At 58.4% G+C, this 12,011-nt stretch carries 13 protein-coding genes and 1 tRNA gene; 5 read left to right on the plus strand and 9 right to left on the minus strand.

Going from position 1 to position 12,011, the window contains the following annotated elements; translation table 11 throughout:
* Positions 1–42: 42 nt before the first annotated feature.
* Positions 43–2,538 (minus strand): hypothetical protein, encoded by a 2,496-nt coding sequence (locus BM347_RS07435; RefSeq protein WP_093915792.1) that lies wholly within the window; start codon positions 2,536–2,538, stop codon positions 43–45.
* Positions 2,539–2,736: 198 nt separating this feature from the next.
* On the opposite strand from BM347_RS07435, the gene BM347_RS07440 reads away from it, so the two are divergent.
* A complete protein-coding gene (locus BM347_RS07440; protein WP_245764208.1) occupies positions 2,737–3,432 on the plus strand; it encodes an SIMPL domain-containing protein in 696 nt (231 codons plus the stop codon).
* Between the two features lie 83 nt (positions 3,433–3,515).
* On the opposite strand, the gene BM347_RS07445 is transcribed toward BM347_RS07440, so the two are convergent.
* From BM347_RS07445 to BM347_RS17565, 3 genes are all read right to left on the minus strand, one after another.
* Positions 3,516–4,808 carry an O-acetylhomoserine aminocarboxypropyltransferase/cysteine synthase family protein gene (locus BM347_RS07445; RefSeq protein ID WP_093916097.1) on the minus strand — a complete coding sequence of 431 codons (1,293 nt, stop codon included), beginning with the start codon at positions 4,806–4,808 and terminating at the stop codon, positions 3,516–3,518.
* Positions 4,809–4,953: 145 nt separating this feature from the next.
* Positions 4,954–5,958, minus strand: coding sequence for a hypothetical protein (locus BM347_RS07450; protein WP_093915793.1), 1,005 nt, complete (start codon positions 5,956–5,958; stop codon positions 4,954–4,956).
* Positions 5,959–6,087: 129 nt separating this feature from the next.
* Positions 6,088–6,171, minus strand: a tRNA-Tyr gene (locus BM347_RS17565).
* Between the two features lie 127 nt (positions 6,172–6,298).
* Here BM347_RS17565 and rlmB point away from each other — a divergent pair.
* From rlmB to BM347_RS07465, 3 genes are all read left to right on the plus strand, one after another.
* Entirely contained in the window at positions 6,299–7,075 is a 777-nt protein-coding gene (rlmB, locus tag BM347_RS07455) for a 23S rRNA (guanosine(2251)-2'-O)-methyltransferase RlmB (protein WP_093915794.1), read from the plus strand.
* 24 nt (positions 7,076–7,099) lie between these two features.
* Positions 7,100–7,462 carry a hypothetical protein gene (locus BM347_RS07460; RefSeq protein WP_175498527.1) on the plus strand — a complete coding sequence of 121 codons (363 nt, stop codon included), beginning with the start codon at positions 7,100–7,102 and terminating at the stop codon, positions 7,460–7,462.
* A 182-nt stretch (positions 7,463–7,644) separates the two neighbouring features.
* Positions 7,645–8,112, plus strand: coding sequence for a CoA-binding protein (locus tag BM347_RS07465; RefSeq protein WP_093915795.1), 468 nt, complete (start codon positions 7,645–7,647; stop codon positions 8,110–8,112).
* A gap of 111 nt (positions 8,113–8,223) precedes the next feature.
* Here BM347_RS07465 and BM347_RS07470 read toward each other — a convergent pair whose 3' ends face one another.
* The 3 genes from BM347_RS07470 to hisA all read right to left on the minus strand — a co-directional run bounded on the left by BM347_RS07470 (position 8,224) and on the right by hisA (position 10,097).
* Positions 8,224–8,529: a phosphoribosyl-ATP diphosphatase gene (locus BM347_RS07470; protein ID WP_093915796.1), complete on the minus strand. Its 306-nt coding sequence runs from the start codon at positions 8,527–8,529 to the stop codon at positions 8,224–8,226.
* Positions 8,526–9,287, minus strand: coding sequence for an imidazole glycerol phosphate synthase subunit HisF (gene hisF / locus BM347_RS07475; protein WP_093915797.1), 762 nt, complete (start codon positions 9,285–9,287; stop codon positions 8,526–8,528). The genes BM347_RS07470 and hisF overlap by 4 nt, the downstream gene beginning before the upstream one ends.
* Positions 9,288–9,380: 93 nt before the next feature.
* On the minus strand, positions 9,381–10,097 hold the full coding sequence (gene hisA / locus BM347_RS07480; protein ID WP_093915798.1) for a 1-(5-phosphoribosyl)-5-[(5-phosphoribosylamino)methylideneamino]imidazole-4-carboxamide isomerase: 717 nt from the start codon (positions 10,095–10,097) through the stop codon (positions 9,381–9,383).
* Positions 10,098–10,239: 142 nt separating this feature from the next.
* Between hisA and BM347_RS07485 the strand changes: the two genes are divergently transcribed.
* Entirely contained in the window at positions 10,240–10,629 is a 390-nt protein-coding gene (locus tag BM347_RS07485; RefSeq protein ID WP_093915799.1) for a DUF2147 domain-containing protein, read from the plus strand.
* A 54-nt stretch (positions 10,630–10,683) separates the two neighbouring features.
* Here the strand turns inward: BM347_RS07485 and hisH are convergent, their stop codons facing one another.
* Both hisH and hisB read right to left on the minus strand, forming a co-directional pair.
* A complete protein-coding gene (hisH, locus tag BM347_RS07490) occupies positions 10,684–11,322 on the minus strand; it encodes an imidazole glycerol phosphate synthase subunit HisH (protein WP_093915800.1) in 639 nt (212 codons plus the stop codon).
* A 3-nt stretch (positions 11,323–11,325) separates the two neighbouring features.
* Positions 11,326–11,913 carry an imidazoleglycerol-phosphate dehydratase HisB gene (gene hisB / locus BM347_RS07495; RefSeq protein ID WP_093915801.1) on the minus strand — a complete coding sequence of 196 codons (588 nt, stop codon included), beginning with the start codon at positions 11,911–11,913 and terminating at the stop codon, positions 11,326–11,328.
* Between the last annotated feature and the right edge of the window lie 98 nt (positions 11,914–12,011).

The raw sequence follows: 12,011 nt of genomic DNA on the forward strand, positions 1-12,011 counted from the left end.
CCGCCGACTGGCGGTGGGGGCTGGCCCCCAACTGAACCCACGTCAGCTGCGCGGCATTTTCAACACAACATCGCGCCCACTTCTCGTATAGCGCAGCTCGCTTTCGCCAATGGCGGACACACGGCCGCCATCCAGCCGGTCACCAACGGTGACTTTTTGGTATCGCCCATTGGCAAGCCGCACCAGGGCGCGGCGGCTGGACGGTTTGCCATAAACCCCGATCAGGTTGATTTTACGCAATTTTATGGCGTTCTTAACCGTGGCTTGTTTCGCGACAGAGGCCTTTGACGGCAGGGTTGGCTTTACGGTGCGCGGTACCAAAGACGCGGCACTCGCCACTTGGATCGGTTCCGGTCTGTTGCGTTCTGCACGTTGCACGATCTTGGCAAAGTTGCGTGGCCGCGTATCGGGGCGCAGCGATGTCTGAACCGCATAGGGGGTGACGTTCTGCAAAACATTGTCTGCGGGGTTGGGGGGGCGTGTGCCCAATGCCGCAAGCGACGCGTTGACCGAGGTGGAACTGTCGGGTGCCTCGGGCGCAGCGGCTGCGGCTTCTTGCTGAAGAGACTGCGGGCGCAACACTGGGCGCAATGTCTTTAGCTCGTTACGCGTTAACCCGCCAAGGTTTGAACGCTCGTTGCTTTCGACCAAACCCTCCGGCCGCTCAACGGGCCTTAGATCAAGCAAGGCTTGGCGCGGCGGCGCATCCTGCCCGCTCTGGGGTGTTTCGGCACCCCGTATCACCGATTGCGGTGGCTCCACCGGGGGGCGACCCGCGATGATTTTAACCCCATCCGCGTTCAAAGCGCCGTCAGGCGTTGGAATAACCATACCGCTGTCATCCAGTGCAAAGGTCGTGCCCGGCGGTGCCGGGGAAGACGGCGCAAAATCGAATTCATCGCCGCCAAAAGACGCCCGCGCAGGCAGCGCTACCGCATCATTTGCGGTGCTGACCGGGTCAATACTGGTCATATACAGATCATCAATGGGGATCATCGCCGGCGCGCCCGGCGTTTCGGGGGCCAACGGCCAGATGCCCGACGTGGCATATTTCGCTTCGATCTCTTGTCGGGACAGCACGCGAGGCGCGGCCCGCTCCGGCACGCGCAACGCGTCCAATACTGCTCCATCTTCGTCTGTCAGGCCGGGGGCCAACGCGGCGACGCGTTCCTCTTTTGGTGGCATCGGCGCGTTGGGTGCATCCGTTGCATTAGCAGGGGCGGCAAGCACGGGATCGGCGATCGGCGAGGGGGCTGAGGCGGTCGCCGTTGTGTCGCGGTTGGAAAACAAACGTGACAGCGAAATACCGTCGTCCAGAAACACCGACGCCCATGCCGCAACGCCAGCCAGGAAAACCAGCAAACCCGCCGTCAGCAAGAGCGCCAGAAATCTCGGCTTTCCGCCAACGCCATTGGATTTTCGCGCGCCGAAAATCATCATTTTTTCGGCTTCGGAGTCGGGTCTGCCAGACGTATAGCCTGCGTCTTTGACCAGCGCCGCAGTGGCCTTCTCGGCGCTGGTGCGTCTGCTGAGGAACTTTAGCTTTTTGCTTGAAGACGTATCATTCGCGGTGGTGCTGAGCGAGCTGCTGTCGGGCACAGGCTGGGGGCGGATATCTGCGGATATCACTGGTTTTGCAGTGGCCCTGTCCCCCGAAACGGGCGTGTACCCTGCAGGGGGTGTCATGGCCGTCGCCGCACCGCGCGTGGTCGCTCCGACTGAGGGGGAAGTGGCGGCACGGCGGCTGGAAAACGGCGTGGGTGCCGCTGCGGGCTCAACAGGGTCGGGATCTTCGGGGATATCATCGGCCTGCGCTGTTTCGGCTTCTACTTCAGGCACATCACCCTGTTTCTGATCCGCTGATGGCGTCGGCGCGTCGGGGTCTTTGCCTTCTTCGTCTTCTTCCAGCAGAGCCTCAGAGGGGGCAGTCTCAGGATTTTGTGTAGCATTGTCTTTATCTTGTGCGGAGATATTCCCGGCAGGTGCCTCGCCGGGCCTCAGAACCACAAGGGCATACTCATCCGGTTCAACCTTGTCTCCAGCGTCAAGCAGGGTTTCGGCGGCATTGGTTTGGCCGAAAAACGGCTCGCCTTGAAACTGGCCCGCGTCCGGTTGCGCGACAAAGCTGACGGGATGGAACCGGTGTGCTGTGGCAAAGGTCTCTGCCTCGGCCAAGGTTTCGCGCGCAACGGCTGCAATATAGGTTTGCCCGCCAGCACTGCTGATATCAAAGGCCAAATCCTCAACCGCATAAGGGGTCGCCCCTTCAAGGGCGCGGTTGGCTTCGGATATTCTGTCTGCGTCGGAAATACCGGGGGTATCCAGCGTCATAAACTTGATCTGATCGTTGGGAATCAGCAGTTTCGTCCGCACGCCGCCCGGTTCCAACGCCGCTGCGGTCTTGCGCAGCATAGCCAGTTTTGCCGACATATCCTCGGCGTCAAAAGACACATCGCCAATGCTGTGCCAGCCCCCGGCAGAGCGGTGCAATAGCCTGATGCCTTCTACGGACAGGGACAGAGCAAAATTTGGCTTCATAGGGACGCTTTTTGACCGGGCTGTTGTGAGTGGGAGTTTATCATGTGCACGTTCGTTAAAACAGAGCTTCGGAACTTCTCTCAGGTTATAGCAGTAGTTTGCCTATGGAAAGGGCTGCAGGGCGACGGGGCTTGTGATATCGACATCGGCCCGCCAAGTATGAACTAGGATGAACTTATCAAACCAAAGGTTGAAAAAATGCGAATTTTGCAATGGGTAGCTGTGATTTGGGTTGCGTTGGCAACAGGTGCCATGGCGCAAGACGGTATGCGGGGTATCAGCGTAACGGGAGAAGGGGTTGTCTCATTGGCCCCAGACATGGCCACAATCCGGTTAGGGGTGTCCGAACGCGCGGCGACTGCATCTGATGCGATGCTCCAGACCTCAGAGAAGGTTCGGGGCATTCTGGATCAATTGGACAGTATTCAGGTGGCGGGTCTGGATCGGCAAACCAGCGGCCTGTATCTGCGCCCGGTCTATGACAATCGCCCCCGCGAAAATAACGGCCCGGCCCAAGTGGTGGCCTATGAGGCGGGGAATACCGTCAGTGTCACCGTGCGCGACCTGAGCAAACTGGGCGCGCTTTTGGATGCTGTCGTGGCGGAAGGCGCAAATGATTTCAACGGTTTGGAATTCGGCCTTCAAGATAATGCAAAGGCCTTGATCGAGGCGCGTAAAGGGGCGGTCGCAGATGCCATGGCGCGGGCCAACCAGCTTGCCGCCGCGGCGGGGATCAAACTGGGCGAGGTTGTTCAGATGTCTGAATCCAGCCAAGGTTTCCGCCCGATGGAAATGAACGCGTCGCAGATGCGCAGTCTGGATGTGCCGATTGAGTCAGGCGAGGTCAGCGTACGCGCGCAGGTGAATATGCAATTCGCGATCGCGCAGGACTAGACGCGCTATAAACATCTTTGAAATGCAAAAGCGCCCGAAAGACGATGGTCCTTCGGGCGCTTTTTGTTGTCGGTATGGCTGGATCAGCTGGTTGCTTTGGCCAGCGCCTGATCCAGATCGGCGATCAGGTCATTGGCGTCTTCGGTCCCGATGGAGACCCGCACGACGTTTGCACCCGCACCTGCGGCCTCTTGCTGTTCCGCGCTAAGCTGGCGGTGCGTGGTCGAAGCCGAGTGGATGATCAGCGACCGTGTATCGCCAAGGTTGGCAACATGGCTAAAGATTTCCAGCGCATTGACCAACTTGACGCAGGCATCATAGCCACCCTTGACCGCAAAGGTGAACAAGCCTCCAGCGCCCTTGGGACAAACGGTCTTGGCGCGCTCAAAATACGGCGAGGATTCGAGGCCAGCATAGGTCACGTAATCCACGCGATCATCATTTTCGAGCCACTGCGCGACCTTGACGGCATTTTCGACGTGGCGCTCCATCCGTAGGGACAGGGTTTCGGTCCCCATCAAGGTGTAATGCGCGGCTTGGGGGTTCATGGTCATGCCCAGATCGCGCAGACCGATGGCGATGCCGTGGAAGGTGAAGGCCAGCGGGCCAAAGGTCTCGTGGAACTTGAGGCCGTGATAGGCAGGCTCTGGCTGGCTGAGCGACGGAAATTTGTCATTCGCGGACCAGTCGAATTTGCCCGAATCCACGATGCAGCCGCCAGTGACCGTGCCGTTGCCGGTCAGGTATTTCGTGGTGGAATGCACGACCAATGTCGCGCCATGTTCGATCGGGCGGCACAGATACGGCGTGGCAGTGGTGTTATCGATGATCAGCGGAATGCCAGCGTCATCGGCCACATCTGCGATGGCACGCACATCCATGATATATCCGCCGGGGTTCGCAATCGCCTCACCAAAGATGGCGCGGGTGTCATCATCAACGGCCGCCTTGACCGCGTCGATATCGTCGAAGTCAACAAATGTGCAGGACCAGCCGAAACGCTTGATCGTTTGGCTGAACTGGGTGACGGTGCCACCATAAAGACGGGTCGATGCAACGATGTTTTTGCCCGGGCCCATCAGCGGGAACAGCGCCATGATCTGGGCCGCGTGACCGGAGGAGCAGCAAACGGCACCGACGCCGCCCTCAAGCGTGGCAATGCGTTCTTGCAGGACAGCGACGGTCGGGTTGGTCAGGCGCGAATAGATAAACCCGACTTCTTGCAGGTTGAACAGCGCAGCGGCATGGTCGGCGTCGCGGAACACATAGGCGGTGGTTTGGTAAATCGGCGTCTGGCGCGCGCCGGTGGCTGGATCAGGCTTGGCCCCTGCGTGAATTTGCAGCGTGTCAAAACCGTATGTTGGGCCGTCAGTCATGGTCATCCTCCCGTGGATTGTTTGAGAAAGAGATATTGGAATGGGCTTTGCGGTACAAGTAATTGTGCAGGGCGCGCGGGGGGAGACGGAATTTTCAGAAAAATTCCGGCCCGAAGAATTCGAATTTCGCGGCACCCGTCGAGGCCTATCGCATCCAATAGCCGTTGGATTTCAGACGGTTCCGGATCGCTTGTTCCTTGCGGGGCAAGTTGTCTTGGTCAAACAGCGCCCGCGCTTTCTGACCGCGCCCCTGATATACCATCCGTTTGATCGGATCGTGGCCTTTCAGGACTTTCTTTAGTTTATTAGGTGCCGCGACCGTCTCCAGAATATCAACCGCGCTTTGGCTTTCGCGCGCATAAAGCAGGGGCAGGAACCTGTAGTGACAGCTTACGCTGCCATCTAGCAGACCCTCTGGTAGCGTGTCGCGTCCGCCGCCCAATGCGTGGATGACCAATGGCAAGGCGACCTGGTCCAGCCACGGATCAAAGCTTTGTGCGCAGAGTTCCTCCGGCGGCGTGTCGCGGATGGCCAGCGCATATTCCAAGAACTTGGCGCCGAATTCATGCGGGCAGCGGTAAAAGAAAAAGCCCGCGTTAAAATACAGGTATCTTTGCCAGTATTCGTCTGGTTGGCTTAGGTCGAGGCTGCTTTCGAAATCCAGACCAAACATGTCATACAGAGATTTCCACAGCCCGGTATATTGCGGCCCATATAGTTGCGGCACAGGCCATGTATTGGTGCGGCGCAGGGATGCGGTGGGGCGGTCAAAATCAAACGGAACTCGGGTGATGTCGCCGGTGATCAGCGTATCGGTATCGAAAAAGACAAAGGGCTCGCCTTTGGGTAGCGCGCTCAGCATCTCGATCTTGTTGCCATAGGGGTAGGATGCCCCGAAATGTTCCGAGTGAAACGGGATAATTTCAGCGCCCAAATCGGTTAGCGCGCCACGTATCTCATCGCTTTTGATGTTGGGGTCTTTTGGCCAATGGTCACCGGGCTGCGGTTCGGCCACCAAAAGACGACCGTGAAAATCGGGGCTGCTGTGGCGCAGGGACGCTGCAAACAGCAATGCCTCATAGGCCAAGCGGCCCTGCTGCCCGACCACGACAATGTTAAAGTCCTGCGATGGGGCGGGGGTGTTGGTCAACGCGCTGCCTCTTGTCCTTTTTCTGGACTATAGGAGCAAAGGGCGTTTCGCAAAAGATACCAAATAAATTCGGCAGTTACACCAGCCATGAGGTCGGGGTTTGACCCTATTGCGCATCTGATGTGAAAGTGGTGGGCGACCCTGGAATCGAACCAGGCGTGCGTCTCCGCGAGGGAGTTACAGTCCCCTGCCACACCTTGCGGCCTGTCGCCCACTTTCAGCCAGTGCATTGCACCGGATGTGAAGGCGTGATTACAAGCGGTCCTGATAGGCGTCAAGGCGAAAACCTAGGCGAAAGGCAGGGAAATGATCCTTGCAGCATATGATAGAGGGTCTGGGCATGAAAAAACCGAAGTGGGTCGTGCAAAAAGAGCAAGATAAAAAGGCTGAGGCGAACCAGACCGTGTGGTTGTTCGGCTTGCATGCTGTGCGTGACGCGCTGGAGAATCCCAAACGCGAAAAGCTAAAGCTGATGGTCACGCCAAATGCGCAGATCAAGCTGGAAGAGGCGATTGCCAAAGCGGGAATCGTACCAGAGGTCGTGGACCCACGCAAATTCCGCCCGCCGCTTGATCAAGGGTCGGTGCATCAGGGCGCTGTGCTTGAGGTCAAACCGCTGGCGTGGGGATCCTTGCAAGAGGTATGTATCGGGGCCGAGGCACCGCGTGTGTTGCTGCTCGACCGCGTCACCGATCCGCATAACGTTGGGGCAATCTTGCGCTCTGCCGAGGTGTTGGGCGCGTCTGCCGTGATCGGCATGCGCCACCACGCCGCCCCCGAGACCGGATCGCTGGCGAAATCCGCAAGTGGCGCGTTGGAGCGTCAGCCCTATCTGCGGGTGCGTAACTTGGCGGATTCGATCAAAGAGCTGCAGAATATGGGGTATTTGGTGCTTGGGCTTGATGGTGAGGCCGATATGACGGTCGAGGCCGCATTGGACGGTAAACGGGATCGCCCCGTTGCACTGGTGTTGGGGGCCGAGGGGCCGGGGCTGCGTGAGAAGACCAAAGAAACGGTGGATATGCTGGTGCGGATTGACGCAGATGGCGGATTTGGCTCGCTCAACGTCTCGAACGCGGCGGCAATCGCCCTATATGCGTCTCGTCCGCACGGGTAAATCCGGCGCTAGAGGAACGACGCAATGGCCTACCCAACCAAGATCGCAACCTGCTGTTTTTGCGGCAGCAAAGCGGCTTTGACGCTGGATGTGGGCCGCCACGAACTGTCCTGCGCGCAATGCGGCGCGCCGCTGCATGATTTGAAGCAAATCCCTGTTTCTAAATCCAAAAATGCGGGCGGCGGCGTGTCGCCTGCCTTGCGGCGGTTTCCAAGTGCCAAGCCTGTAAAACGGGGGCTGAAGCCCAAGGTGAAACGTCAGAAGCGCCGGAAATCCTGGCTGCAAAAGATGGCCAGCGACGTCTTTGAAGACGTTTTTGATGCTGTAGAAGACATTTTGATTGAGCGGAACGTCAAGCTTTGGGCGGTATTCTGCCCAGATGTTTAGATTTTATTCACGGATTTGTTAGACGGTCTTTGAATGGCGCGAAGAGTGCTTACTTCATGTTCAAGGCGGCGGGTTCGGAACACCTGCCGATCTGTAACTGTCCCTCGTTCCATACCTTAGCGCCCTCGGACCTTCGTCTGATGGGCGCTTTTTTTCCGCTTGAATCGGTGTAGATGTAGACGATGACGTATTCAGATGCCCTTTTGAAAGATGTGCTGACTCGGACCAAGCGGATCGCGGTTGTTGGCGTGTCAATGAACCCCGTGCGCCCCAGTTATTTTGTGGCGCGTTATCTGTCGCTCAAGGGGTTTGAGGTGATTCCCGTGAACCCCGGTCACGCGGGCAAGACGTTGTTCGGTGCCAAGGTTGTCGCGAAGCTGTCTGACATTGACGGTGATGTGGATATGGTCGATATTTTCCGTCGCTCAGAAGCCGTGCCCGAGATTGTAGACGAGGCGTTGGCGGCGTTTCCCAAGTTACAGACGATCTGGATGCAAATTGGGGTCGAGCATGCCGAAGCTGCGGCATTGGCAGAGGCGCGCGGGGTCATCGTGATTCAGAATCGTTGCCCGAAGATGGAATATCAGCGGCTGTTTTCCGAGCTGCGCATGGGCGGTTTTGCGACGGGCGTGATTTCGAGCAAGCTGTGATGGAATGCCCGCTATGTGGGGCGATTTTGCCTGCGGCGGCGGGGAAGGGGGGCTTGCCCCCCAAGCCGATATATCGGCTTTCCCCCCAGGATATTTAAGAGCCAGAGAAGCCTAGCGGGATGCTTTTTCTGCGATTCCGCTTTGGTTTTGACGGCGCGCGAGTTCATCCAGTACATCTGTGAGCGGGACATCACGCGAAGCGAGCATGACCAGCAGATGATAAAGCACATCGGCGGCTTCGGAGGTGAGCGCCTTTTTGTCGTCCTTCACCGCTTCGATAATGGCTTCTATTGCCTCTTCCCCGAATTTCTCTGCACATTTTTCCGGGCCTTTGGCAAGCAGCTGTGCTGTCCAACTGCTTGAGGGATCAGCATTCTTGCGGGCGCTGATGGTCGCGAAAAGGTCATCTAGGGTCATGTCAGCCTCATTGGGATGCCGGCGGCGGCCATATGCTGTTTTGCTTGCGCCACCGTGTATTCGCCAAAGTGAAAGATTGATGCGGCCAGAACGGCAGAGGCCCCGCCTTTGGTAACGCCGTCTACGAGGTGATCCAGATTGCCAACGCCGCCCGAGGCAATAACCGGTACGCTGACAGCGTCAGAGATGGCGCGGGTCAGGGGAAGGTTGAAGCCTTGTTTGGTGCCGTCGCGGTCCATCGAGGTCAGCAGGATTTCACCTGCACCTTTGGCGGTGACCAGCCTGGCAAATTCCACGGCGTCGATGCCGGTGGGTTTGCGGCCGCCATGGGTGAATATTTCCCATTTGCCGGGGCTGACGGTTTTGGCGTCGATGGCGCAGACGATGCATTGGCTGCCGAATTGATCGGCGGCGCGCGCGATGACATCGGGATCTGCAACGGCGGCCGAGTTAAAGCTGACCTTGTCGGCACCGGCCAGCAGTAGGGCGCGCACATCTGCCACCGTCCGCACGCCGCCGCCCACGGTTAGGGGGATATAACAATGTTCAGCGGTGCGGGTGACCAAATCAAACATGGTGCCGCGGTTTTCATGGGTGGCATGAATGTCGAGAAAGCACAGTTCATCCGCGCCGGCGGCATCATAGGCGATGGCTGCGTCAACAGGATCGCCCGCATCACGCAGGCCAACGAAATTTACGCCTTTGACCACACGGCCATCGGCGACATCTAGGCAGGGGATGATACGGGTTTTAAGCATGGGTATTCTTTAGATGGCGCAGGTTCGGGTGGCAAGCCGCTGGAGGGCTGTCTGCCCTCCAGACCACCCGAGGATTTGTAGCCATTTGGAAGATCAGGCAAGCGCTTTGAGGGCTTCTTGGAGGTCGATGGCCCCGTCGTAGAGCGCGCGGCCCGAGATCGCGCCAGAGATCACGTTGGTGGCTTTGAGTGCTTTGAGGTCATCAAGAGAGCTGACGCCGCCGGAGGCGATGACCGGAATTTTGACGGCACGGGCAAGATCGGCTGTGGCATCGATGTTGGGGCCGCCCATGGCCCCGTCGCGCAGGATATCAGTGTAGATGATTGCCGCGACGCCTGCGTCCTCAAAGGATTTTGCCAGATCGGTGACCATCACGTCGGTCTCTTCGGCCCAGCCTTTGGTCGCGACGCGGCCATTGCGCGCGTCGATTCCTACGGCAACTTTGCCGGGGAAGGCGCGTGCGGCTTCGCGCACCAGATCGGGGTTTTCAACGGCAACGGTGCCAAGGATGACGCGGGCGAGCCCTTTGTCCAGCCAAGCCTCGATTGTGGCCATGTCGCGGATGCCGCCGCCGAGCTGGGCGGGAACGTTGCAAGATTTTAAGATCGCCTCGACCGGGGCGGCGTTGACCGGGGCCCCTGCAAATGCGCCGTTCAGATCAACTAGGTGCAGCCAGCTGCAGCCTGCATCGACAAAGGCGCGCGCCTGTGCGGTGGGGTCGTCATTGAAAACCGTGGATTTTTCCATGTCGCCATGCACGAGGCGCACGGCCTGGCCGTCTTTGAGGTCGATTGCGGGGTAAAGTATCATGTGGGCGCCTTGGGTTGCGGGTGTTGAGAGATGAAATCGCATGATGGGCCGAAATGTGCAACGCAGCAGTGTCGCCCTTACGTTAAGCTTGCCCGAAGCGGCAAATATGCGGCAAGCTACTCGTATATCGGGAGGATACATCATGAAAAGAGTGATTTTGGCAGCGGTACTAGGTGTCATGGCGGCGGGCGCTGCGATGGCGGAGGATCCTGCTGTTGGCGTGTGGAAGACCCAACCGGATGACGGGTCTTATGCGCATGTGAAAATGACGCCATGTGGCGCAGAAATTTGCGGCACGATGATGCGCACGTTTAACGACGATGGCGAGTATACGTCTCCCAACCTTGGCAAACAGCTGGTCATCGGCATGGTGCCGGATGGCAAGGGCAACTATGCGGGCAAGGTCTGGCGGCCGTCGAACGATAAAATCTATATCGGGAAGATGACCGTTACGGGTGATAACCTGAAGCTGTCCGGCTGCATTGCGGGCGGTTTGCTGTGTTCAAAGCAAAACTGGAGCCGGCTTAAGTAAGCTGGGTTTTCGTATGGCGCACCCGGCCCCGAATAGCGGGCCGGTGCGGGAAACTTATGGTCGCCACTTCAAGAAATTGGCGATCATGCGCAAGCCGGTGGTTTGGCTTTTCTCTGGATGGAATTGCATGCCTAGCATGGTGTCGCGCCCGATCACGGCGGTGACATCGCCCGCATAATCCACATGAGCCAGCCGTTCCGCACGGTCGGTCACGGCCATGTGGTAGCTGTGCACAAAATAGGCGTGATCGCCGGTGTTGATGCCGTCGAACACAGGATGCGGATGATCGATGATTAAGTCATTCCACCCCATATGCGGCACTTTCAGCGTGGGGTCGGCGGGGGTGATCTTGGTCACCTCCCCCTCGATCCAGCCCAACCCTTGCGTGTCTTCGTATTCGCGGCCCCAAGAGGCCATTAACTGCATCCCGACGCAAATCCCCAAAAAAGGGCGGCCTTTGACTTCGACGGCTTCGACCATGGCGGCATAGATGCCACTGTGGCCCTTGAGAGACGCCATGCAGGACGGGAATGCCCCGTCGCCGGGCAATACAAGACGATCGGCGCGGGCAACCACATCAGCATCGGCGGTAACAACCACCTCGCCTGCATTTCCTTCGCGGGCCATGCGTTCAAACGCCTTGTGAGCCGAGTGAAGATTGCCGGATTCGTAGTCAATAATCGCGGTCAACATGCCCTAGAGCGCACCTTTGGTTGAGGGGATATCGCCTGCTTTGCGGGTATCGACCTCGACCGCTTCGCGCAGCGCGCGGGCCACGGATTTGAACGCAGCCTCGGCGATGTGGTGGCTGTTGAGGCCATGCAGCATGTCGACGTGCAGCGTGATCCCGCCATGGGTCGACAGCGCCTGAAAAAACTCGCGCACCAGTTCTGTGTCAAAGCTTCCGATCTTGGCCGATGGCAGATCCACGTTCCAGATGAAAAACGGGCGGGCAGACAGATCAAGGGCCGTGCGCACCAAAGCGTCATCCATGGGCAGCAGACACGCACCATAACGGCGAATGCCACGTTTGTCGCCAAGCGCGTTTGTCAGCGCCTGACCCAATGCAATACCCACGTCTTCGACGGTGTGGTGATCATCAACATGCAGATCCCCCTTGGCGGTGATTTTCATGTCAATCAGCGAATGCCGCGCCAGTTGATCCAGCATGTGGTCAAAGAACCCGACGCCGGTGTTGTTGTCATAGGCCCCAGTGCCATCAAGGTTGATCTCGACGGCGATTTGGGTTTCGGCGGTGGAACGGCTGACGGTACTTTGGCGCATTGGAAATTCTCCGGCTGTTGGTGCCCTTATAGCAGTGCGCGCGGCCACGCCAAGGCCCGCAAAGCCGATTTGCGCGTCATAGGGGATTGCGGCGCTTA

It is taken from the genome of Sulfitobacter marinus (assembly GCF_900116285.1).
Lineage (GTDB): Bacteria > Pseudomonadota > Alphaproteobacteria > Rhodobacterales > Rhodobacteraceae > Sulfitobacter > Sulfitobacter marinus.